This is a genomic window from Rudaea cellulosilytica DSM 22992 (assembly GCF_000378125.1).
GTDB lineage: Bacteria > Pseudomonadota > Gammaproteobacteria > Xanthomonadales > Rhodanobacteraceae > Rudaea > Rudaea cellulosilytica.
Genome location: NZ_KB899241.1, coordinates 324,980 through 348,092 on the forward strand (window position 1 = coordinate 324,980; position 23,113 = coordinate 348,092).

Sequence of the window (23,113 nt, forward strand, 5' to 3'; positions counted from 1 at the left end):
ACCGAGGAACCCATGAGCTCGGACTCCACCCGGGCGGCAGCCGAGCAGCTCCGACTCGGCGCTGCTCGACAGCAAGCCGGCCAACTTGCTGCGGCGCTGAATCATTTTCGTCGCGCGACCAGACTCGACGCATCCAACCCCCAGGCCTGGTACTCCCTCGGCTTGGGCGAATTGCTGTCCGGCAACCATCAAGACGCAGCGGAATGTTTCCGCAACTGCGTGGAACGCAATCCGAGCGCTGCGGAGGCCTACAACAACCTGGGTGTTGCGTTGCGTCGGCTGGGCAATCATGCCGACGCCATCGCAGCGTTCCGTTCCGCGATGGCTGCGCGCGAAAAATACGCCAACGCGGCCTTCAATCTCGGCTTGAGCCTGGAAACGACGGGCGCCCTGGCCGAAGCAGAAGCAGCCTATCGGCAGGCGACGGCCTGGAATGGTGGCGATTTCAACGCCGCCAACGCATTGGGCAATCTGCTCCTGCGCACGAAGCGCGCGGAACAGGCACTGCCCTTTCTCAAATCCGCACGACAACTGCGTCCCGACAGCGCGCGCAGCAACGGCGTGCTGGCGATGGCGCTGCTCGAACTGAACCGCCCAAGGGAAGCGCTGGGCTACGTACGCACGGCGACAACAATCGAAACGGACGATGCTCACTGGTGGGCCACGCTCGGCAGAATCCAGCGCCTTCTGCATGAGGTGGAGCCGGCCATCGATGCGCTGCGTCGCGCCGTGGCGTTGAACCCGCAGGACTGGGTTTCGCGCTGTGAACTCGGCCTCGCCCTCGCCGAAGCGGGCGAAGTGCACGAAGCGCGCGAGATTCTCGCCAGCACGCAAGGCGGCGCGCATGTCGCCGAACGCCTGCGCTGGACGATGCTGCTTTCCTTGCCCTCGGTCTACGCCGACGAGGCCGAAGTGGATGCCGAGCGCTCGCGCTTCGTGCGTGGGCTCGAAGAAATCGCCGCGAACTTGCGCTTGGAGACGGCGCAGGAGCGCGAGTACGCGTTCACCGCGGTATGCGGCATCACCCTGTTCAACCTCGACTATCAGGCGCGCGACAACACCGCATCGCATTTGCGCTTCGGCGAAGTGGTCGAAAAGGTCATGGCTGCGGTCGCGGCGGAGCGCCTTCCATCGCCGTCTGCACCTGCACGGGGGCGCTCGGATCGCATCCGCATCGGCGTGGTCAGCAATCATCTGATGCACCACACGGTCTCGCGCTATTTCCGCAAGCTGCTGACCGGTCTGGACCCGGCGCGCTTCGAACTGCACGTCTGGTACGGAGGCGAGGCAGAGGACTTCAGCACCGCGGAAATCGTCCGCCAGGCGAAGACGTTCAACCGCAGCCACGAAGACCCGCTGCGAACCGCCGCTGAAATCCGTGCCGCGCAACTGGACGCGTTGATCTACCCCGAAATCGGCATGGACCCGTATCACAGCGCATTGGGTGCGTTGCGCCTGGCCCCGGTGCAATGCGTGCTCTACGGCCACCCTGTCACCAGCGGCCTCGCCAGCATCGACTACTTTCTCGGCGCGGACGCACTCGAGCCCGCGAACGCGCAGGAACACTATCGGGAAACTCTGGTCCGACTGCCCGGCCTCGGCACGATACCGGAACGCCCCCCGGCGCCAAGCGACGGCAGTTGGCTCGACGCACATTCGCACGGCGCTCCGATCGCACTATGCCTGCAGAATCACCTCAAGTTGCCGCCGTCGTTCGATACGACGCTCGTGCGCATCGTTCAACGATGCGGTGCGCGCCTCGGCTTCTTCGTGCGCAATACCGGTGTCGGCCAGCGCTTTCGCCGGCGCATCGAGAATGCATTTCGCGCACACGGACTTGATCCGGAGCAACATCTGACGTTCCTGCCGGCACGCAACCACGAGGAATATCTCGGCGCCATCGCGCGTGCGAACCTGATCCTCGATACGCCTGGATTCTCCGGCGGCGCGACCAGCCTCGACGCGTTCAGCGTCGGTGCGCCGGTGCTGACCTGGCAAGGCACCATGGCACGCGGCCGCCAGACCGCCGGCATGCTCGCGCTCATGGGTGTCGACGGCCTGGTCGCCACGGACGAGGACGATTACGTCGACAAAGCGGTCACGCTCATCACCGATGCCGCGCTGCGCGCAGCGCTGCACGCGCGCATCCTGGAACGTAATGGCGTGCTGTTCGAAGGCGCCGGTGTCATCGCCGCCCTCGAGAATTTCCTCGATGCGGCGACGCGGCGAGCTTCGACCAGCTAGCGCGGCAGATCGAGCGCCTGGGTCAGATCGCCCATGGGCGCCGCGCCATTCATCTTCAGCGCCGTATCGCGTTGTTCGATGCCAGGCAATGGCTTGATGCCGAAGCGATGGTTGATCAGGCGCTGGATCGAACCGGTGTCGTATTGCGTGTGATCGACCTGACCACGCCTGGAGAACGGCGAAATCACGATCGTCGGAATGCGCAGGCCCGGTCCCCAGCGATCGCCCTTCGGCGGCGCGACGTGGTCCCACCAGCCGCCGTTTTCGTCGTAGGTGACGATGACGACCATGTTCTTCCACTGCGGGCTTTTCTCCAGGTGCGCGATCACCTCGGCGATATGCGCATCGCCGGCGCTGATGGTCGCGTAGCCCGCGTGCTGGTTGAGATTGCCCTGCGGCTTGTAGAACGTCACCTGCGGCAACCTGCCGGCGTCGATATCAGCGAGGAACTTCGCGCCGTCCATGCCGCCATCGCGCAGATGCTCGGCGCGCGCGGGCGTGCCGGGCGCATAGTTTGCGTAGTAGTTGAACGGCTGGTGGTGATACTGGAACGCGATGCGCGACAGCTCCTTGCTTTCATCGAGGGCAACCTGCCATGCCCCCGAATACCACGCCCAACTCACGCTTGCCGCGCTGAGCCGGTCGCCGATCGTCTCCGCGACCTGCGGGCTCAGCGTATTGCGCTTGTCCGCATCGGCGTAGCGCGCATCGCCGCCCTTGGCCGCGGTGTTGCCCGAAGGCTGATATGGCGGCTGCATCGTATTCACCGCGTAATAGTCGGGCGTGAGCGTGCCGTAGCGTACGTACTTGGGCGGCCCATCGAGTGCGGATGCGGGATTCTTCGGGTCGAGCGTCAGGCTGACGCCGTCGGCGTTGACCACGGAAACATTGCTCTCGTAGGTTTTCGGATCGGCTTTGGTCTTGAAATCGAACGGTGCGCAGGCGCAGATCAGATACTGATGGTTGAGGAACGACGAGCCGAACGCGCCGTGGAAGAAGTTGTCGGCCAGAGTATACTTTTGCGCAACTCCCCACAGCGTCATCTTCGAACCGTCGAAATGACCCATGGTCTCGCCGCCGGCATCGCTGTAGGCGGCGAACATGTCGTTCTTGCCGCCATTGATCTGCATCTGCTCGTTGTAGAACGCGTGGATCAGATCATGCAGCTGGTAGTCGAGGCCGATGCCGTAGCCGTTCACATCATCGAGCGCATACGGACGATTGGGATGGCCGCGCGTCGCCTCGGTCGGAATCTGTTTGGGATCGGATGCGGTCGTGAGCGCATTCGGCACCGGCGGCAATTCCTTGAGGACGCTGCCGTCACGATCGCGCTGCAGGTACTGCTCGGGCTTGAGGTTCTGCAGGCCGTTCGCGCCGGGAAACATGCCGTAGAGCTGGTCGAACGACCGGTTTTCGGCATAGATGACGACGATGGTCTGGATCGCGTCGAGCTTGGCTTCGCGCCCCGTAGCGCCAGGCTTGCGTGCAGTCGGCGGGGACTGACAGGCAACCAGTAAAGCGGCGGTGACGATCAGAGCGATCGGGCGAAGACGGAGCATGCGAGTCACCATTCCAGGCAAGACATTGAGGCAGAATGGTCGCATGCGCCGCAGCCTTTGTGTACTTCTTGTGACAGCTTGCCAGCTCCTTATGCCGGTACTCGTCGCGGCGACGGAAACCGCGTCGTACGCGCAGGCACGCGAGCGTACCGCGCAATTGCGCCAGGCGGGACGGGAAATTTTCTCCGACCCGGCCTTCTCGGCCTCGGGCAAACAGTCCTGTGCCAGCTGTCACGCTCCGGCACGCCGCTACAACCCGCCGAACGCGCGCGACGTGCAGATGGGCGGACCCAAGCTGCGCGACCAGGGCCTGCGCGCGCCGCCGACGCTGACCTATCTCGACCGCATACCGCCCTACGACAACCACCACTACGATTCTGAAGACGAAGCCGATAACTCAGTCGACAACGGTCCCACGGGCGGCCTGACCTGGGATGGCCGCGTCGATACTGGCGCGCAACAGGCGACGATTCCGCTGACATCGAAGTTCGAGATGGCGAACACGGTCGCCGGTGTCGCCGCGGCCGCGCGTAAGGCGCCGCATGCCGCGCGGCTGCGCGCCGCGCTCGGTGACGATGCACTGGTCGACGACACGCGCGCGTTCGCCGCCGTCGGGCGCGCGCTGGCCGCGTTCGAGGAAGACTCCGCCGAATTCAGCCCGTATACGAGCAAGTACGATGCCTTCCTCACCGGGCAGGCATCGTTGAGCGCACAGGAAAAACGCGGCCTGGCCCTGTTCGAGGACGAACGCAAGGGCAACTGCGCGCAATGCCACCTGTCGAAGCGCGGACTCGACGGTACGCCGCCGGCACTCTCCGACTACGGCCTGATCGCGCTCGCCGTGCCGCGCAACGCGAACCTCGCGCGCAATCGCGATCCCACGTTCTTCGACCTCGGCGCCTGCGGCCCCGAGCGCCACGACAAGGCCGGCCAACGCGAATACTGCGGCCTGTTCCGCACGCCGACGCTGCGCAACGTCGCTCTGCGCGGTGCTTTTTTCCACAATGGGAAATTCCACGATCTGCGTGAAGTGGTCGAGTTCTATGTCACGCGTGACATCACGCCCGAGCGCTGGTACGCAAGGGACGCACTTGGAAAAACCTTCGCCTACGACGATCTGCCTGCGCTCTACCACGCCAACATCAACCGCGATCCGCCGTTCGCGGATCAGCATCGCAACTCGACGCCAGCGCTCAGCCCGCGTGAGATCGATGACGTCGTCGCCTTCATCCGTACCCTGACCGACGGCTATCTGAAGGACAATCCCTACCACGGCGAGCGGCGTCGCATGGCAGCCTCGCCAGACGACGCCGTGAAACCGCGTTGACTTGGCGCTGCGATCAGCTTGCGCTGCCGGTGACCACGATAGCCTCGAGACGCTTGACCGAGTCCGGGTACGTTGGCGCCACCGAGTTCGCCGGTGCGGCGGGTTCACCTTCGAGACGGAACTGCATCGGCACGAGCACGTCGCTTTCGACCGGCGCACCGTTGCGCGTTTGCGGGTTGAACTGCCAAGCCTTCAACGCAGCCAGCGCGGGCTCCTTCAAAACGAGTGCCGAGACCGGCACGGCCTGGTCGACATAGGCATCGGCGACATTGCCGTCGGCATCGATGTGCGCGCGCATGTACAACGCACCGCTGACTTTTGCGGCGATCGCCTCGCGCGGATAGACCGGCGGTCGCATCTTGCGATAGCTGACATTGACCTCGCTGACCGGGTCGGGCGGCGGCATCGGATTGCCATCGTCGTCGCGCAACATGAAATCGACCGGCACCATCACCGAGCCGCCTGCGGGAACGCCATCCTTGATGCCCGGATTGAAGCGCCACTTCATCGCCGTGGCGATGGCGGCATCGGCGAGTACGCGCGCGGATTCTTCCGGCTTGACGCTTTCCACTTCCGCCGAAGTCGGCATCCCACGCTCGTCCACGCTCACCTTGAGCATCACCTTGCCGGTTACGCGGTTGCGCACGGCTTCGGCCGGATATTTCGGCGGATACATGCGCCGATAGCTCAGGTCTTCCGTCGGCGGCGTGTCGGCGATCTTGCGCATCGTGAGGGCAAGCCCAAGGCCCTGTGCCCAGCCGTCGTTGCCTACGACGACTCCGGGCTCGGCCGGTGACGCGCTGGTGCTCGGCGGATTCGTCGCGGCGCTACCGCCTGTTCCCACTCGCACCGCTGCCTGCTTGCCGTCGACCGCGACAAGGCTGGGTTTGCTGATCACGGCGCCGTTGTGCCAAATCGTGCCGTCGAACTCGATCGTGCCATCGCCTAGGTCTTTGGCCACACCGTCCAGGTCATAGGTCTCATTGTCGCGGCGAGCCGAGATCCGGAATGTCTCGCCGAACCGGTTGAGAACAGCGAAGCTCCCGTCCCGCGTATTGACAATGGCATCGCCATCGAAGGTTGTGGTCCAACCGCCGCCCGTTAAGTCGGCGTTTCGCTGATCAGCCTTGGTGGCGAAGATACGCACGCCGTCGATGGTCAGCGCGAAATCGGTCTGCACCATCGCCGAAGCCGACGTTTGGTTGGACATCTTCGCCATCGGGGCCTGGGTTGTGGGAGCGCTGCCCGGCTGCGCTGCCCAGCTCGCGTAACCCGCGCTCGATACCAACGCGACGATCGCGGCACTTGCCAACGCGCGTCGCACACCTGTCATTGCCGGAAATTTCAACATCGCAATTCGCTCCTTCAAGGGATGGCTCTGGGGCCAATGGCAACCGGCCGGCAGTCGCAGCTCCTGTCGCGACCTGCCGACCAGTTGCGCCTTCAACATCGCGTCGGCGTAACACCGGCGCGCTTCCGGAAAACGGGACATCACGGCCGCATCGCAGGCGATTTCCTGATCGAAACGAAAACGCGACGCGGCGAGATGGAATAGCGGATTGAACCAGTTCAGGCAGCGCAACAGCGCGGCGAGTGCGTTGATCTGCGCGTCGCCGCGCACGAGGTGCGTGCGCTCGTGGGCGAGCACGAGTTCGCGCTCGCGCGGCGTGTAGCGCGACTCGAAGTCGCTCGGCACGACGATGCGCGGGCGCAAGGCACCGACCAAAGCCGGACAACCATCGGTCGCCTGCGCACGCAAGGCGCCGTGATTGTCGGCGCTGAGTACGCCGAGGTTCTTCAGGTAGCGACGCTGCTGGCGTGCGAATACAACGACCAGCGCGAGCGCACCGGCGATCCACAACGCGAGCAGCCACGGCTGCCAGTCGAAGGACACCGCTTGCGCAACCGCGGCCTGCAGTTCGATGGTTTGTGAAGACGACGGCATGGACGACGCGACCTGCAACGCGGGAATCAACGGCCGAGCGGGGGCCGGCAACAACGTCGCCAGCGCAGCGACTGGCACGAGCAGCCATAACCGGTACGCGAATGCGGCACCGAGCCAGCGCCGAGCCGGCACGCGCATGGCCAGCACAACGGCGAGGGCGAGGCCAGCGGCCAGCGCGCCGCGACCGAGGGCTATCAGCAGATCATGCGTCATTGTCGAGCTCCTCGATCAGCCGCCTGAGTTCGGCGAGATCCTTCTTGCTCAACTTGCCCGCTTCGGAAAAATGCGCGACCAGCGGTGCAACGCGGCCACCGAACAGGCGGTCGATCAAGCCCTTGCTTTCGGTGTGCACATAGTCCTCGCGCTTGAGCCGGGCGCTGTAGAGATAGCGCTTGCCGTCGCGTGTGGCGCTGATCGCGCGCTTGCCGAGCAGGCGGTTGAGCAGGGTCTTGATCGTCGCCTCCCGCCAGTCGCTGCTGCTGGCCAACGCGGCGACCACGTCCTCTGCGCTCATCGGCACGCGACTGCGCCAGAGCACGTCCATCACCACGCTTTCGGCATCGCTGATCGGCATCGCACACTCCAATTACGACCGTAATTGATTGATAGATTACAGACGTAAATGAAGAAGTCAAGTGCCGACGCAACAGCGGCGGCGCGGTTACAATTTACGCGCCGCTACAGGAAAGCATCCATGCCATACACACCCATCCTCGCCACGCTTGGCTATGTGCTCTCGCCCGACCGCAAGCGCGTGCTGATGATCCACCGCAACATGCGCGAAGGCGATCATCATCTCGGCAAGTACAACGGCCTCGGCGGCAAGCTCGAGGCGAACGAGGATGTCGTCGCCGGCATGCGCCGCGAGATCATGGAAGAAGCAGGAATCGATTGCCTCGCCATGGACTTGCGCGGCACGATCAGCTGGCCCGGCTTCGGCAAGCACGGCGAGGACTGGTTTGGCTTCGTCTTCGTAATCACGCGCTATGCGGGCTCGCCGCTGGAGCACAACGCCGAAGGCACGCTCGAGTGGGTGGAGACGGAAAAGATTCTCGACCTGCCGCTATGGGAGGGCGACCGCCATTTCCTGCCGCTGGTGTTCGACGCCGATCCGCGCGCATTCCATGGCGTGATGCCTTATCGCGACGGCAGGATGGTGAGCTGGACAGTCAGCCGCGTCTGACCGAGTCGATGTCGGGCCCCTTCGCCGCCGACGGCGAAGGGGCGAAAGCCTCACTTCAGGTTCTTCACCGCATCGGCCACCGCGGTCGCGGTGATGTCGAAGTAGGTGAACAATTGCTCGGCCGGCGCCGACGCGCCGAAACGGTCGAGACCAACCACCGCACCATCGAGTCCGACATACTTGCGCCAGTACGCGGTTACGCCCGCCTCGACTGCGACGCGTTTGCGACACCACGACGGCAGCACGCCCTCGCGGTAGGCCAGCGGTTGACGATCGAACACCTCGGCGCACGGCATCGACACGACGCGTACGGCAACTCCCTGCTGTTCGAGCATGCGCATTGCCTCCATCGCGAGGCCGACTTCCGAACCTGTGGCGATGATGATCGCATCGAATTTCGCGCTGGCCGGGTCGCTGAGCACATAGCCGCCGAGTTCGATCAGGCCAAGCTGTTCGTCGCTGCGCGACTGGTGCGGCAGGTTCTGGCGCGAGAAGATCAGGCAATCCGGACCTTCCTTGCGTTCGATCGCTGCCTTCCACGCGACCGCGCTCTCGACCGCGTCACACGGGCGCCAGACATGGTTGTTCGGAATCAGGCGCAGCGAGGCGATATGCTCGACCGGCTGATGGGTCGGGCCGTCCTCGCCGAGGCCGATCGAGTCGTGCGTGTAGACGTGGATCGCACGCGTCGGAACCAGCGCCGACATGCGCACCGCGTTGCGTGCGTAATCGGAGAACACGAGGAAGGTGGCATCGTAAGGAATGAAGCCGCCGTACAGCGCGAGGCCATTGCTGATCGCGGTCATCCCGAACTCGCGCACGCCGTAATGCACGTAGTTGGCTTTGGCGTCGTTCGACTGGACGTCCTTCGAGCCCTTCCAGATCGTCAGGTTCGACGGCGCGAGGTCGGCCGAGCCGCCGATCAGTTCGGGCAGCAAAGGGCCGTAGGCATCGAGCGACATCTGCGAGGCCTTGCGCGAGGCGACGATCGGGCCTTCCTTCTGCAGCTTGGCGATGAATGCGTCGGCCTGCACGTGGAAATCGGGCGGCAGTTCGCCGCTGACGCGACGTTCGAACTCGGCCGCAAGCTCGGGGTACGTTTTTTTATACTTCGCGAATTTTTCGTTCCAGGTCGCCTCGCGCTCAGCCCCAGCTTTCTTGGTGTCCCAGCCCGCATAGATCTCGTCGGGCACGACGAACGGCGGATAATTCCAACCGAGCGTCTTGCGCGCGGCAGCCACTTCGTCCTTGCCCAGCGCAGCACCGTGCGCCGACTCGGTGCCCTGCTTGTTCGGCGCACCGAAGCCGATGATCGTCTTGCAGATGATCAGCGTCGGCTTGTTCTCGTTCTCCTGCGCGCTGATGATCGCGGCCTTGACCGCGTCAGCATCGTGTCCATCGATCGGACCGATCACCTGCCAGCCGTAGGCCTCAAAGCGCTTGTGCGTGTCATCGGTGAACCAACCGTGCACCTCGCCGTCGATCGAAATGCCATTGTCGTCGTAGAACGCGATGAGCTTGCCGAGCTGCCAAGTGCCGGCAAGCGAGCAGACCTCGTGCGAGATACCTTCCATGAGGCAGCCATCGCCGAGGAAAACGTAGGTGCGATTGTCGACGAGCTTGATGTCGGCCTGATTGAAGCGCGCCGCGAGTACTTTCTCGGCAAGGGCGAAACCGACTGCATTCGCGAGGCCTTGGCCCAACGGCCCGGTCGTCGTCTCGATGCCGGGAAATTCGCTCGCCTCGGGATGTCCCGCCGTCTTCGAATGCAACTGGCGGAATTTTTTCAGCTGGTCGATCGGCAGACCGTAACCGGTCAAGTGCAGCAGCGAGTAGAGCAGCATCGAGCCGTGGCCATTCGAGAGCACGAAACGATCGCGCCCCGGCCATTTCGGATTGGCCGGATTGTGCTTGAGGAAATCAACCCATAGCACCTGCGCGATGTCGGCCATGCCCATCGGCATGCCCGGATGCCCGGACTTGGCGGCTTCGACCGCGTCCATACTCAACGCACGAATTGCGTTGGCCAGCTCTTTGCGACTTGGCATTCTGTCTACCCTGGGTAAAATCATATTGTCGCGTACTTGCGCCGGCTTGTCGCGGGATTCACCTGCGGCAGGGTTTGCCCGATGTGCCGACTTCGGCCAGAATCGCCGAACATCTTGCGCGCACGCCGCGCCTCTACGGGAATTCCCATGCAACAAAACAAGGCGATTCGCCGCGAAGTGGGTGCGTTCGCGCTGATGCTGACCGGCCTCGGCTCGATCATCGGCTCGGGCTGGCTGTTCGGCGCCTGGCGCGCGGCCGGACTGGCCGGCCCGGGCGCGGTCTGGGCCTGGGTGATCGGCGCGGTCGTGATCACGACGATCGCGCTGACTTACGCCGAGCTCGGCGCGATGTTCCCCGAGTCGGGCGGCATGGTGCGCATGAGCCAGTATTCGCACGGTTCGCTGGTCGGCTTCATCGGCGCTTGGGCAAATTGGATTGCCATCGTCTCGGTGATTCCGGTCGAAGCCGAGGCTTCGGTGCAGTACATGGCCTCGTGGCCGTGGCAATGGGCGCAGGACCTGTACATGCACCTGCCCGACGGCCACGGCGAGCTGACGCCGCCTGGCATCGCGATCGCCGCCGTTCTGGTAATTGTATACTTTCTGCTGAACTACTGGAGCGTGAAGCTGTTCGCGCGCTCGAACAGCGCGATCACCGTGTTCAAGCTCGTCGTGCCCGCGCTTACCGGCGTCGCCCTGATCGCCAGCGGCTTTCACTCTGAGAACTTCAGCGTCGGCATCGACGGCAGCGGCCATACGATCGACTTCGCCGCCGTGCTGACCGCGGTCGCGACCGCCGGCATCGTGTTCAGCTTCAATGGCTTCCAGAGCCCGGTCAACCTCGCCGGCGAGGCGCGCAATCCGGAGCGCAGCATTCCGTTCGCGATCTTCGGCTCGATCGCGCTGGCGACAGTCGTCTACCTGTTGCTGCAGATCGCCTATCTCGGCTCGGTGCCGCCCGATCTGCTCGCCAAAGCCGGCTGGAAGGGCATCGATTTCCGCTCGCCGTTCGCCGAACTCGCGTTGCTTGTCAATCTCAACTGGCTGGCGATGCTGCTCTACGCCGATGCCTTCATCAGCCCGAGCGGCACCGGCATCACCTACACCGCGACGACCGCGCGCATGCTTTTCGGCATGCAGAAGAACGGCACGATGCCCGAGGCGTTCGGTCGCGTGCATCCGGTCTGGGGCATCCCGCGCGCTGCGATGTGGTTCAACCTCGGCGTGTCCTACCTGTTCCTGTTCTTCTTCCGCGGCTGGGGTACGCTCGCGGCGGTGATCTCGGTGGCGACGATCATCTCGTACATGACCGGCCCGGTCAGCGCGATGACCCTGCGCCGCACCGCGCCGGAACTGCACCGGCCGCTGCACATGTCGGCGCTGCCGATCTTCGCCCTGCTCGCATTCGTGTTCTCGACCGAACTGCTGTACTGGGCGAAGTGGCCGCTGACCGGCGAGATCATCCTGCTCATCGTGGTCGCGCTGCCGTGGTATTTCTACTACCAGGCGAAAAACGGCTGGCGCGATTTCCGCCGCCAGCTCGACGGCGCATGGTGGCTGATCTGCTACCTGCCCGCGATCGCGCTCGTCTCCTGGGGCGGCAGCACGCGCTTCGGTGGCCACGGCTACCTGCCCTACGGCTGGGACCTCGTCGTCGTCGCGCTCGTCGGCGCCGCATTCTACTTCTGGGGTCTCAAGTGCGGCTGGCGTACACCCGACGTCGAGCAGAACAGCGCTCAGGCGGCACGCGATAGGGCTGCGCCTGAAGCACTGACGGCGACGACTGCTTCCGCCGGCTAAGGTTGTGCCGCGAGCAGGAGATCCTCGCCCGCTCGATAGGCGTGTAATTTGCAAACATTGAAGTCGCGGTACACGACGCTGCGTCCATCCGCGAAACCGATGCGCAGATCGCGCCGGCAGTTGCCGTCGCCCATGCGCACCACAACGGTGGTGGTATTGCCGGCGTCCCCGAAAGGCTGGCTTCTAATCGGCGCCGGACGAAAGCGATCGCTGCCGCGCCCGGCAATCTCGAACGAAGTGATGCGGCTTGGCGTGGCGACGAGATCGAGGTAGTAGGCGACGTCAGCCAGAGCGACGTTCGACAGCCCAGCGAGCAACGCGGCGAGAAAAAACTTGTGCATGACCTGCTCCGATTCGTGGACGGAAGGCGGAATTGCGGCAAGCCGAACCCGTCGGCATCGTTCGATGCCGTTTTTTCTGCAGACGAGTGACTGCCGCCAGATCAGATGCCGTGACGGTGAAATTGGTTGCCATGTTTCGGCTTCAGCGAAGCCCTAGTCGGGATGAATCGAAATAGCGAATGCCGATGGTTTCGGCGTCGGACCGGACTCAGTGCAGTGTTTGCACCGATTCGTCCGATCGCTTCGTCGCAAACGGATACAGCGGTGGCAGCGCTGACTGCGTTTTCCCTGCGGGCGTCACAATGAAGGCAAGGCCGTCGCGGAATGCCGCAGCGACACGAGCACCATCGCACGGTTGCGGGTTCGCCGCATAGAGATGGCGCTCAACTTCGATCGAGGCGGCACGCTGCGTTGCATCGAGCGTATGCGCGAGTTCGCCAAGCGTGCGCGCGTCACTGCCTTCAGCGTGCGCCCAGGCGATCAATGCGCGTGCGATCGCCGGCGCGTCGCTGCGCTTGCATGCACCGATGAAAGCCGAGCGAGCCGTGCTCGCGTTCGCGCCGGCGCGTACATCCGATGTGGGGACCGGCCCCGCATCGGCCGCCAGGCGCCGCCGTGCCACGACCGAAGCCGACCATGCCACCACGGTCAGCAACCAAAGGCCGGCCGCGACCAGCGCGAGGTTGCGCCACGGTGCCCCGGCACCGCTTCCGGGCTCTGCCTTCGGCGAAACCGGCGCAGTCGTCGGCGCAATACTTTGTATATTTGTGGAATTTGTCGCCGGAGACGCCGCGGACGTGGCAGCGCCAGCGGCAACGGCGACATTGACGGCCTGCGCAGCCACGTCGGCGCTTGCGGCACGATCATGCGCGACATCCCACCAGGCGAGGCTCAGCGCCGGCAGCGTCAGCGTGCCGGCACGGTTGGGCACGATCGCGAACTTGCGCGTGCGCTCGCCGTATTGCCAGGCGCCGTCGTCGCGGTTGACCGTGGTTTCCTTGTCGGGATAGACGTCGGCGCCCTCGATCTTCGGCAGTTTCAGTTCGGGCAACTGTTCGAAGCCAAGTCCCTGCGCCTTCAAATGCAAGGTCAACGTCAACGGCTCGCCGACGCGCGCCTGCGTGCTCGCATCGATGCCGTCCGCGCTCAGAGTGAGCGATTGCGCGGGCAGCCAAGCGTCGCTGCCCGAGTTCGCGGGACGCGGGCGCACCTGCAGCGTCGCACCGGGCACGCGCGCGGTGACACTGCGACCACGCGTGAAGAAGCTATTGACGTCGTTCGGGTTGACCGCGTGGCCACGAAACAGGATCGGCTCGATCGCGGCCGCTCCACTTTTCTCCACCGTCAGCGCGTAGTGGCGTTCGAGCACGCGGTAGCGACGACCTTCCACATCCGCGGTGTAGCTCGCGTCCTGGCCGAGCTTGCGCGCGTTGATGCCGTCGCCATGCGGATCCTCAAGGTTGCCGTCGGTCAGGTTGAGCGCGAAGAAAAGCTTGACCGTGACGCGCACTTGCTGCTGCACATAAGGTGACTTCGGCTCGACTTCGAGGTCGAGGAACAGGTCATCGCCGGCCTTGCCCGACGTGGAGCTCGCGGGGCTGACCGTCAGCGTCAACGGTTGCGTCTGCGCGCCGGCGACGGCTAGGGCCGGAATCGTCAGCGTCCCAGCATGCTTGGGTTCGAGCCCGACGGCCCAAAGCAGCTTGGAGCTGGCCGCGCCGTTGACGATGTTCATCGACGTCGAGCTCTGCGTGCCGAGCAGGGTGAAGTCCTGCTGCAGCACGTTGAAGTCAGGCTGTGCCGCGCCGGCGTTGTCGCTGACCTCGACGTTGAGCGTGACCGTCTCGCCGAGCTGCATGCTGTTGCGATCGAGCCACGCGCGCACCTGGGCGGCGTGGGCGTTGATGCCGGTGAGCAGCGCGAACAGCATCGCCACGATTCGCGCTGCTTTGCTCGACATGATTTTCTTCATTGCGATTCGTCCTGCGCCGCGCCTTGCTGGCGGCGTTGATGTTCGAGCTGGAACTTGCGCCGCAGCAGGCCGCCCGGATCGTCGGGCACGCGCTGCAGCCATTGCTCGACGGCCTGGTCCTTTTCGCTGCGCGCTTCGCCTTCACGCGCGCCGAGGCGTACGGGCTGCGGGTTCTTGCCGTCGTCGGCCTTCTGGTCCAACGCCTTGTCGATGCTCTGCTGGAATTTCTCCTGCGACTCCTTGCCGGCCTCGCTGCCTTGTGCAGGCGTGTTCTTTTCCGCGCCGGGCTTGTCGCGTCCGTTCGCGGACTTGTCCTGTTGCTGCGAATCCTGCGGCTTGCCGTCTTGCTCGCTGCTGCCCTTGTCGTCCTTGCCCTGATCCTTCGACTCTTTCTTCTCGCCGCTGTCGTCACCTTGCTGATCGCCCTTGCCGTCCTTCGAATCCTTCGAGTCCTGCGGCTGGTCGTTGCCCGGCTGTTGTTGCTTGTTGCCCTGATGGTCCTGCGAACCTTTCTGCTGCTGATCCTGTTTCTGCTGTTGTTGCTTCTTGAGGAAATCCTCGACTGCCTTCTTGTTCGCCTTGGCGTCGTCCATGTCCGGCGCATGCTTGAGCGCTTCGTCATAGGCGGCGATTGCCTCGGGAAGCTTGCCTTGCTTCGCCAGCGCGTTGCCGCGGTTGTACGACACGTCGGCGGAATCCTTCTGCGCGGCGGCCGCGGCGAAATCCGTCGTCGCCGCGACAAAGTCGCCCGCGCGATACGCCGCGCTGCCACGCAACTCGGGATTCTTGGCCAACGCCTGCGCTTCTTTCGCATTGCCCGCGTCGAGCTGCGTTTGCGCCTGCTGGTCGGCGCGCTGCCACAAGTCGGTCCACACGTTCGCTTCGGCGCGCTGCGGTTGCGCGAGCAATACAAGCGGCAGCAGCACCAGCCAGCCGCGACGAAAACCGAGCGCGGCAAGCGGCAGCAGCGCGAGCAGCAGCCACGGCCCGCGATCGAGGAAGCGCGCGCTCTGCACTTCGACGCCGGCCGCATCCTTCGCCGCTTCGCTGCCCGATGCGAGCACACCGAGCAGCGCATCGAGATCACCCGCGTCGTTGCGATATTCTGCGTAGCGTCCGCCGCCCGCCTGCGCGAGCGCGGCCAGCGCCGGGCCGTCGAGCTTGGGCAGCACGATGTTTCCGGTCCTGTCCTTGAGGAAGCCGCCGTCGCCGAGCGCGATCGGGGCACCTTGCGCGCTGCCGATGCCGAGCACCGACACGTGCATGCCGGCGCTGCGCGCACGCGCGGCCGCTGCATCGGCGCCGTCGCCCACACCGTCGGCGAGCAAGACGATTTCGCCTTCGCGCAGGCCGGCCTGATGGATCAGCTTGACGCCAAGGTCGATGGCACGGCCGGTGTCGTTGCCCGGCGCCGGCATCACCGACGGATCGAGCGAATCGACGAGGCTGGCGACCGTGTTCGCATCGTCGGTCAGCGGCGCGACGACGAAGGCATCGCCGGCGTAGGCGATCAGCGCTACCTGCGCATCGCCCGAGCGTTTCAAGATGTCGGCGATCTTGTAACGCGCGCGCTCGAAACGGCTCGGCTTCACGTCCTGCGCGGCCATCGTGGCCGACAACTCGAGCGCGATCACGCGCGCGGCCTGGTTCTTGTACAGCGGCTGCGGCAGGCGCTCCCATGCCGGCCCCGCGAGCGCGAGGCTTGCGATCACAAGCGCGGCGAGCGCAAGCCACACCGGCCCACGCGCAGGCGCCGCGTCCGCATTGCGCACGAGCAGATGTTCGAGCAGATGCGCGTCGACCGCGCCACGCCACGCCTGCGCGTCGCCGGCCGCCGACTTCAGCACGCGCCAGAGCAGCGGCAGCGCGAACAGCAACAGCAGCCACGCCGGGCGCAGGAAGTGGAAATCGTGCAGCGCGTTCACGAGGCGGCCTCGCGGGTACGCGCGAGGCGCGGTTGGCGCAGCGACGCAGCAAGCGGCGCGAATGCGCCGAGTAACGCGAGCAACACCGCGGCGCCCAGCGGCCAGAAAAACCACTCGTCGATCGGACGGAACTGCTGGCCCTTGTCGACGCCGGGTTCGAGCTTGTCGATGTCGCGATAGATCTGCGCAAGCTCTGCCGTGTCGCGCGCGCGGAAGTAACGCCCGCCGGTTTTTTCCGCCATGTCTGCGAGCATCTTCTCGTCGATCTCGGCCGAAGGATTAACCACGCGACTGCCGAAGAAACCGTCATTGATGCGCATCGCCTCGGCGCCGATGCCGATGGTATAGATTTTCACTTTTTCCGCGACCGCGAGATCGATCGCCTTGGCTGGGTCGAGCTCGCCCGCGTCGTTGACACCGTCGGTGAGCAGAATCGCAACGCGCCGATCCTCCGGACGCTCGCGCAGGCGCTTGACCGCGAGCCCGACCGCGTCGCCTATCGCCGTCTCGCGACCCGGCAGGCCGACCGCCGACTCGGCGAGCTGCTTGCCGACCGTGCCGCGATCGAAGGTCAGCGGCGTGAGCAGATAAGCCTGGCTGCCGAACACGATCAGGCCGAGACGATCGCCGACGCGGCGCTTGATGAAATCCCCCGCGATCGCCTTGACCGCGCCGTAGCGCGTGACCTCCTGACCGCCGATGCGCATGTCGGGCGTATCCATGCTGCCCGAGGCGTCGACCATCAGCATCAGATCGCGGCCGCTGCGTTCGAGATCGATCGGCTCGCCGATCCACTGCGGCCGCGCTGCCGCGGCGACGAGCAGCACCCATACGAGCCATGCGAGCCAGCGCTTCCATGGCGCGACCGGATTCGCGCCACCGGCGAGATCGAAATCGGAGAGCGCGATCGGCAGGCGCAGCGCGGTGCCCACCTCGGCCAATGCCGGCTTCAGCGTGCGCGCGACGAGCCACGGCAACGGCAGCAGCACGAACAGCCAGGGCCACGCGAACTCAAACATGCACGACCTCTTTCTCGCAGAATCTGTGCACTGTCCGACGCGTAAGCGCGACCAGCGCCGGCGCATCGAACTCGGCCTGCGCGCGATAGGGGGCCTCAATCAGAGCGCGACCGACACCTTTGGAAAACTCCTCGCCGCCGAGTCGGGCGTCGAGATGCGCAAGCCATGCTTCACCTGCGAGCGTGGCTGCGGATGGCGTCGCGTGCATCGCGAGACGGCGCAGGAAGGCGGACAGCGTCGCCGCGAGCGCAGGCGGATCCAATTGCGACGCCGACGCGGTGCGTTCGAACTCCGCCAGCAGCGCACGACGACGCAGCCGGCGTTGCCGCCTCCGGTAAAAGTACCGAAGCAAAAAAATGCACAATGTGATCGCGAGGATCGCGAGCAGCCACCAGCCCGGCGCGGGCGGCCACCACGACGGCGGCGCAGGCAGGTGGATATCGCGCAGCTCGGGGCCTTGTGTGGCGGCGGCCTGCAGCATCTCAACCCGCCCTCTTCTTACGTGCATCGAGACCGAGCAGGCTGCGCAATGCGGCTTCCGGCTCCGCCGAGGTATCGAGCACCGTCGAATTCAGCGCACGACGCTTGAGCATGGCGAGGAAGCCGCCACGCTGCTCCTCGAACCACGCCGGCCAGCGCGCACGCGTTTGCTGTGCGGAGAAATCGATCAGCACCGGCCCGCCTTCGCCCTGCAACGCATAGCGTGCCGGCGGCGGCGCGACGTGTTCGAGCGGATCACTCAGGATCACCGCGGCGACATCGCAATGCTCGGCGAGCATGGTCAACGCGGGCTCCGCGGCTTCGTCACAATCGAAACCATCGGTGAAGAGGATGACCTGGGTGCCGGGATGCCCGAGGCGCCGCGCACGTTGCAGCGCCTGCGAAAGCGGAACGGAGTCTTTCGCGCCGCGCGTGATCGCGTCCCACTCGACGAACGCACGCAGGCAGCGCAGTGCACCGCGCACGCCGCCGCCGGGTTTCACTTCCGCGTTAAGGCCGGGTCCATAGCCGATCGCGCCGATGCGATCGCCCGACAGCGCGGTCGCCCAGGCAAGCAACGCCGCCGCGCGCGCGGCCTGCACCGACTTGAAGCGCAAGCGCGTGCCAAAGCGCATCGACGGGTTGCAGTTCAGCACGACAAGCACGCTGCGCTCACGCTCCTCGGTGAACAGCTTGGTGTGTGGCCGCCCAGTGCGCGCGGTGACGCGCCAGTCCATCTGGCGGATATCGTCGCCGGGCTGGTAGGCGCGCGATTCGGCGTAGTCGACGCCGCGGCCGCGAAAGCGCGAAGCGTGCACGGCCGCATGGCTGCCGGCGACACGCTGCGCGCGCTGCGCGAGGCGCGCAGCGCGCAGGCGCATGGCGAGGAGGTCGTCGAGCTGGACTTGAATGGCGTTGTTCATTGACAAAAAGCTTTTGATTTTCTTCGCACACCGCGAGAAGGTGCTAAAGGGCGGATACGGGTGCGGGATCTACGCCGGCGTTGCCGCGACCGAACCCTCATCCTGCGCTTTCGCCCATCTTCTGCCGATGCGAGAAGGAAAATCAGGGCAACGGCACGCGGTCGAGTAGCGCCGAAACGACGCGCTCCGGCGTCACGCCTTCGGCCTCGGCCTCATAGCTCAGCAAGATGCGATGGCGCAGCACGTCGGTCGCGACCGCGTGCACGTCCTCGGGCGAGACGAAATCGCGGCCGGCGAGCCAGGCGTGCGCGCGTGCGCAGCGGTCGAGCGCGATCGTGCCGCGCGGGCTGGCGCCATAGGCGATCCAGCGCGCCAGATCATTGCCGTAGGCCTTCGGCGTGCGCGAGCCGAGCACGAGCTGGACGATGTATTCCTCGAGCGCAGGCGCTAAGTGCAGATTCAGCACCTCGGCACGCGCGGAAAAGATCTGCGCCTGGTTGAGCAGACGTTGCGGCACGATCGTTTCACGCAGCGTCTCACGCGCACGTTCGCGCGCGAGCTTGAGGATCGCCGCCTCTGAAGCGCCGTCGGGATAGCCGATGCGCACATGCATGAGGAAGCGGTCGAGTTGCGCCTCGGGCAACGGATACGTGCCCTCCTGCTCGATCGGGTTCTGCGTCGCCATGACAAGAAACAGCCGTGGCAGCGGATACGTGGTGCGGCCGACCGTGACCTGGCGCTCGCCCATCGCCTCGAGCAGCGCCGACTGCACCTTGGCCGGCGCGCGGTTGACCTCGTCGGCGAGCAGCAGGTTGTGGAAGATCGGGCCTTTCTGGAATTCGAAACTCGCCGTCTGCGGGCGATAAATCTCGGTGCCGGTCAAATCGGCCGGCAGCAGGTCCGGGGTGAACTGGATGCGGTGGAAATCGCCTTCGATGCGTGCGGCGAGTTCCTTGACCGCGAGCGTCTTGGCGAGACCCGGCGCGCCCTCGACGAGCAGATGGCCGTCGGCGAGCAGCGCGATGAGCAGGCGGTCGACGAGCGCGCTCTGACCGATGATGCAGGTAGAAAGCTCATCGCGCAGGTCGTGAAAGGCCGCGGTAAGGGTCGGGGCCGGGGAGTTGTCAGGCATGTCCATGTCGGAATCGTGAGGAGCGGCGAATATATCGCGTCCTCGGACAGCGCGACCGTGCCAAAGGTTTCCCTGAAGCCGTGCCTCAATGCCCATTCTTGCAGAATAAAAAGGGCTGCATCGAGCAGCCCTTTTTTTCGAAGCCTTGATTCAACGTCAAGGGAATGTAGCGGTACAGGTGGATGCACCGGAAATCGGAACCGTTGCCGACGTCCCGGAGCCGCTACAACCATTCGACCACGTGACACCTGCGGTGGAGGTAGCCACCATGGTTTGAGTCACCGTCGTCGCGATCGCCCATGGCCCGCAGGTTTGCGTGCTACTAGCGCTGTTGACCGAGCATGCCGGCGGAGGCGACAACGGGGAGCCCGTCCACGTAACCGTGGCGCTGCTCGTCGCGGGTCCCGTGATCACGGTGACGGTAAGCGAATTCCCCGAACCAGGCGATCCGCTCGAAGAACAGCCTCCGCTATTCAGACAGGCGCCTTGAAGATTCACAGTAGCGGTCGGTGAGCCCGTCGCGGTCGTGAAGGTGCAACTGCCGGAGCCAGGGGCGGTGGTGGCGCTATCGCTGTCCAGACTTGCCGTGATCACCGCTTGAGTACTGCCGTCTGCTCCCGTCACGCCGGGACCCGAGGCCACTCCCACGGTGTTGCCCGTACAACTTTGAACGGTCAGCTGCACACCTGGGACAGGAACGCCATTGCCGGAAAGCAAGGTTAATGTAACCGTGCCTCCGGTGCCAGGCAGCGCAGAAGGCTTCGCTTTCAGGATAAGGTCTCCACTGGCCGTGATCGGAATTGCCACGGAAGCCGTGCTGCCGGCGCTGTAACCCGCAGCGACAAAGGTCACTGTCGGCGTACCCGACGAGCCGCTGCCGCCGCCACTGCTGGACGAGCCGGCAATGCCCTGTGTGGAAACATTGGCGACAACGCAGCCGTCCGCACCGGTGACGTTCTCGGTCCAGCCCGATCCGGCAACGCCGTCGACTTCACCCGAGCCGACTCCAAGGTCGGTGAAGTTGAACCTGAAGCGCAGGCCAGGAACCGGAACATGCTGGGCGTCGGTAACGCACACGTTCACAGCCACCGTCGTGTTGCCTGCGATCGGATTCGGGCTAGCGCTGACGATCAGATCCGCCACCGCGGGATACGTGGTCATGATCGCATCGGTGACGAGGCGCGTGGTCGGATTGCCGTTGCTGTCCTTGAATGCCGTATCCGGACCCGTGCCCTGCGCCCAGATGACGACGCCGCGGTTGAGCATGGACGACGGATAGTTGAGCTTCGTCGTCGCCGTTCCGGTTACGGTTGCCGCGCCGGAACTATCGGTCGCTACAGGCGAATTGATGTTGCCGATCGTGGCGCGGCCGATCACGTACGGCAGCGGATCCGAGAGCACGCTGGCGCCGGTCGTGTCGTTGCGGTTGAACGGGAACAGGGTGAACAACTGCGTATTGCTGGCGATACCGCTGATCTGCAGCGCACTCTCAAGATCGTCGTTGCCCGCAGCAACACCATGCCATTGCTTGCCGAAGACGACCAGCGTATCGCCCGGGCCCGCGCCACCGCCCGCGGTCTTGAACTGGCCGTCAGGCGAGCTGAAATACAACGTGCCCGGTTGCGGGTTGCCCAAGGTTCCGCAGATCTGGAATGCCCCCAGCCCGTTGCAGGTCGAGGTGAAATCGGGTGCCTGCGGCGTGTCGATCAGGCCGAAGCGGATCTCGGTGCCCGGGAGAACCGGGTTGCCCTGACGGTCGGTCGCGATCGCGCTGACCGTGAGGCTGTAGGTGGCGTCTGGATTCGTGGTCGTCGTTCCACCACTGCTGCCGCTGGTGGACGTCGACGATGTGATGCCATTGACCGCGATTGCGTTGACCATCGGCGAAGTGATCGTGATGCTGTACAGCTGCCCGTCGGAGACGACCACGGTCGTGGTCGCCGTGATCGGAAGGGTGACACCGTTGCCGGCATCACCGTCGTACGCATCGACCGTCGCACGGATCTGCACCGGACCTTGCGTGTGTCCGGCGAACAGGTAGACGCTGGCGCCGGCAGCACCGGTGGCAGTCAGCACCGAGGAACCAATTTGCGGCCAGCCACTGTTGCTGAGGCCGAACAGTTGTGCATCGGTGCCACTCGGCCCGACGATGTCGAAGCGGATATTGTCGACGCCCGGATTGGGAATCGCAGGCGTGCCATAGATGTTGGTCACCGTCGCGGTGATGAGCTTGCTCTGCGGTCCATTCGAATCCTTGACGTAGACACCGCCGGCTGCTTGCGACAAGGTAAGCGCGGTCGGCAGATTGGCGCCCGGCGGGGTCACCACGTTCACATTGAGCTGCGAGGAGATCGTGCGGTTCGTCTCCGGATCGAGCGCGGTGATCGTCAACGTCGCCGGACCGGTCGTAGCCTGAGAATGGACGAAGATCGTGGCGATGCCGGCCGTGACCTTCACCGGACCGCTGCCTAGTTCGGTGAGGAATTCGTTGCCTTCCGCGGTGGGCGGCGTCTTGGCCTCTCCGGTCCACGGCGTCGTGGGATCATCGAGCGTCGAGAACGCGAGCGATCCCACCGGCGAGGTGGCGACGCTGATCGTGCCGTTGAGCAACTGCCCGGTGATCAGGCCACGCCATTCAACCGTGAGTTCGGCCATGTAGGGCGAGCCGAAATACGGGGCTGCGCCCACGAGGTTCTGCGGCAGCGTGACCGACGACGGCGAAATCTTCAGGCTCGGATTGTTGCCGTCGCCTTGGACCACCGTGATCGGGACCTTGGAGACGACCGTGTTCGGATAACCGTTGGCTGGCGGCAACGAAATCGAGACCGTCGCCGTACCCGGCGTATTGCCGGCGATGAAGACGAACGAGGCGACACCGCCGACGAGCGGACTCGTGCTGCCGCTCGCGGTACCGCTTGCGCCGACGCCGGCGACGGCGCCGATCGTCGGCGGCGACACCGTCGCGCTGATGACCGTGCCATCGGTCTCTGGCGCGCCGTTACGGCGCGTGACCGTCACGGTCAGCGTCGCGGTCGAATTGGTGCCCACCGAAGTCGAGGACACAGCGATCTTCACGCTGTCCGCCGAAGGCGGTCCAAACGCGGAAGCGCGAACGAGTCCGCTGCCGGCGATAACGAACAGAGAGCCGAACAGCAGGGTGAGGAATCGAATCGGCGCTTTCATGATGACGTCTCCGGTACTGCTATGACGATTTG

General features: G+C 64.9%; 16 protein-coding genes. 4 read left to right on the plus strand and 12 right to left on the minus strand.

Annotated features, from left to right (window positions below; genetic code table 11):
* Nucleotides 1-12: 12 nt before the first annotated feature.
* The gene (locus tag F455_RS0101555; RefSeq protein WP_083918755.1) at nt 13-2,244 is read left to right on the plus strand and encodes a tetratricopeptide repeat protein; all 2,232 of its coding nucleotides are present in this window, start codon (nt 13-15) and stop codon (nt 2,242-2,244) included.
* On the opposite strand, the gene acpA is transcribed toward F455_RS0101555, so the two are convergent.
* The gene (gene acpA / locus F455_RS0101560) at nt 2,241-3,803 is read right to left on the minus strand and encodes an acid phosphatase (protein WP_157578373.1); all 1,563 of its coding nucleotides are present in this window, start codon (nt 3,801-3,803) and stop codon (nt 2,241-2,243) included. The two genes, F455_RS0101555 and acpA, sit on opposite strands and share 4 nt — an antisense overlap.
* A 91-nt stretch (nt 3,804-3,894) precedes the next feature.
* Between acpA and F455_RS0101565 the strand changes: the two genes are divergently transcribed.
* Nucleotides 3,895-5,130, plus strand: coding sequence for a cytochrome-c peroxidase (locus tag F455_RS0101565; protein WP_018971498.1), 1,236 nt, complete (start codon nt 3,895-3,897; stop codon nt 5,128-5,130).
* 13 nt (nt 5,131-5,143) lie between these two features.
* Here F455_RS0101565 and F455_RS21725 read toward each other — a convergent pair whose 3' ends face one another.
* Both F455_RS21725 and F455_RS0101575 read right to left on the minus strand, forming a co-directional pair.
* A complete protein-coding gene (locus F455_RS21725; protein ID WP_018971499.1) occupies nt 5,144-7,288 on the minus strand; it encodes a TonB family protein in 2,145 nt (714 codons plus the stop codon).
* A complete protein-coding gene (locus tag F455_RS0101575) occupies nt 7,278-7,649 on the minus strand; it encodes a BlaI/MecI/CopY family transcriptional regulator (protein WP_018971500.1) in 372 nt (123 codons plus the stop codon). The genes F455_RS21725 and F455_RS0101575 overlap by 11 nt, the downstream gene beginning before the upstream one ends.
* 120 nt (nt 7,650-7,769) lie before the next feature.
* On the opposite strand from F455_RS0101575, the gene F455_RS0101580 reads away from it, so the two are divergent.
* Complete coding sequence (locus F455_RS0101580; protein WP_018971501.1) at nt 7,770-8,258, plus strand: NUDIX hydrolase; 489 nt, start codon at nt 7,770-7,772, stop codon at nt 8,256-8,258.
* A 50-nt stretch (nt 8,259-8,308) separates the two neighbouring features.
* Here the strand turns inward: F455_RS0101580 and tkt are convergent, their stop codons facing one another.
* Nucleotides 8,309-10,306, minus strand: a complete 1,998-nt coding sequence (gene tkt, locus F455_RS0101585) for a transketolase (RefSeq protein WP_026292960.1) — start codon at nt 10,304-10,306, stop codon at nt 8,309-8,311.
* Between the two features lie 147 nt (nt 10,307-10,453).
* Between tkt and F455_RS0101590 the strand changes: the two genes are divergently transcribed.
* Nucleotides 10,454-12,106: an APC family permease gene (locus F455_RS0101590; protein ID WP_018971503.1), complete on the plus strand. Its 1,653-nt coding sequence runs from the start codon at nt 10,454-10,456 to the stop codon at nt 12,104-12,106.
* On the opposite strand, the gene F455_RS0101595 is transcribed toward F455_RS0101590, so the two are convergent.
* From F455_RS0101595 to F455_RS0101630, 8 genes are all read right to left on the minus strand, one after another.
* Nucleotides 12,103-12,447: a hypothetical protein gene (locus F455_RS0101595; protein WP_018971504.1), complete on the minus strand. Its 345-nt coding sequence runs from the start codon at nt 12,445-12,447 to the stop codon at nt 12,103-12,105. The two genes, F455_RS0101590 and F455_RS0101595, sit on opposite strands and share 4 nt — an antisense overlap.
* A gap of 208 nt (nt 12,448-12,655) precedes the next feature.
* Nucleotides 12,656-14,419, minus strand: a complete 1,764-nt coding sequence (locus F455_RS0101600; RefSeq protein ID WP_018971505.1) for a BatD family protein — start codon at nt 14,417-14,419, stop codon at nt 12,656-12,658.
* Nucleotides 14,416-16,344 carry a VWA domain-containing protein gene (locus F455_RS0101605; RefSeq protein WP_018971506.1) on the minus strand — a complete coding sequence of 643 codons (1,929 nt, stop codon included), beginning with the start codon at nt 16,342-16,344 and terminating at the stop codon, nt 14,416-14,418. Before F455_RS0101605 ends, F455_RS0101600 begins: the two co-directional genes overlap by 4 nt.
* The gene (locus F455_RS0101610) at nt 16,341-17,363 is read right to left on the minus strand and encodes a vWA domain-containing protein (protein WP_018971507.1); all 1,023 of its coding nucleotides are present in this window, start codon (nt 17,361-17,363) and stop codon (nt 16,341-16,343) included. The genes F455_RS0101605 and F455_RS0101610 overlap by 4 nt, the downstream gene beginning before the upstream one ends.
* The gene (locus F455_RS19375) at nt 17,356-17,844 is read right to left on the minus strand and encodes a DUF4381 domain-containing protein (protein WP_018971508.1); all 489 of its coding nucleotides are present in this window, start codon (nt 17,842-17,844) and stop codon (nt 17,356-17,358) included. The genes F455_RS0101610 and F455_RS19375 overlap by 8 nt, the downstream gene beginning before the upstream one ends.
* A 1-nt stretch (nt 17,845) precedes the next feature.
* Nucleotides 17,846-18,766, minus strand: a complete 921-nt coding sequence (locus F455_RS0101620; protein WP_018971509.1) for a DUF58 domain-containing protein — start codon at nt 18,764-18,766, stop codon at nt 17,846-17,848.
* 142 nt (nt 18,767-18,908) lie between these two features.
* Nucleotides 18,909-19,904 (minus strand): AAA family ATPase, encoded by a 996-nt coding sequence (locus F455_RS0101625; protein WP_018971510.1) that lies wholly within the window; start codon nt 19,902-19,904, stop codon nt 18,909-18,911.
* Between the two features lie 150 nt (nt 19,905-20,054).
* The gene (locus F455_RS0101630) at nt 20,055-23,081 is read right to left on the minus strand and encodes a hypothetical protein (protein WP_018971511.1); all 3,027 of its coding nucleotides are present in this window, start codon (nt 23,079-23,081) and stop codon (nt 20,055-20,057) included.
* Between the last annotated feature and the right edge of the window lie 32 nt (nt 23,082-23,113).

Bases quoted from the DNA above. Each gene is read 5' to 3' on its own strand.
- F455_RS0101555 (WP_083918755.1), top strand. From the start codon at position 13: ATGAGCTCGGACTCCACCCGGGCGGCAGCCGAGCAGCTCCGACTCGGC.
- acpA (WP_157578373.1), bottom strand. From the start codon at position 3,803: ATGCTCCGTCTTCGCCCGATCGCTCTGATCGTCACCGCCGCTTTACTG.
- F455_RS0101565 (WP_018971498.1), top strand. From the start codon at position 3,895: ATGCCGGTACTCGTCGCGGCGACGGAAACCGCGTCGTACGCGCAGGCA.
- F455_RS21725 (WP_018971499.1), bottom strand. From the start codon at position 7,288: ATGACGCATGATCTGCTGATAGCCCTCGGTCGCGGCGCGCTGGCCGCT.
- F455_RS0101575 (WP_018971500.1), bottom strand. From the start codon at position 7,649: ATGCCGATCAGCGATGCCGAAAGCGTGGTGATGGACGTGCTCTGGCGC.
- F455_RS0101580 (WP_018971501.1), top strand. From the start codon at position 7,770: ATGCCATACACACCCATCCTCGCCACGCTTGGCTATGTGCTCTCGCCC.
- tkt (WP_026292960.1), bottom strand. From the start codon at position 10,306: ATGCCAAGTCGCAAAGAGCTGGCCAACGCAATTCGTGCGTTGAGTATG.
- F455_RS0101590 (WP_018971503.1), top strand. From the start codon at position 10,454: ATGCAACAAAACAAGGCGATTCGCCGCGAAGTGGGTGCGTTCGCGCTG.
- F455_RS0101595 (WP_018971504.1), bottom strand. From the start codon at position 12,447: ATGCACAAGTTTTTTCTCGCCGCGTTGCTCGCTGGGCTGTCGAACGTC.
- F455_RS0101600 (WP_018971505.1), bottom strand. From the start codon at position 14,419: ATGAAGAAAATCATGTCGAGCAAAGCAGCGCGAATCGTGGCGATGCTG.
- F455_RS0101610 (WP_018971507.1), bottom strand. From the start codon at position 17,363: ATGTTTGAGTTCGCGTGGCCCTGGCTGTTCGTGCTGCTGCCGTTGCCG.
- F455_RS19375 (WP_018971508.1), bottom strand. From the start codon at position 17,844: ATGCTGCAGGCCGCCGCCACACAAGGCCCCGAGCTGCGCGATATCCAC.
- F455_RS0101620 (WP_018971509.1), bottom strand. From the start codon at position 18,766: ATGAACAACGCCATTCAAGTCCAGCTCGACGACCTCCTCGCCATGCGC.
- F455_RS0101625 (WP_018971510.1), bottom strand. From the start codon at position 19,904: ATGGACATGCCTGACAACTCCCCGGCCCCGACCCTTACCGCGGCCTTT.
- F455_RS0101630 (WP_018971511.1), bottom strand. From the start codon at position 23,081: ATGAAAGCGCCGATTCGATTCCTCACCCTGCTGTTCGGCTCTCTGTTC.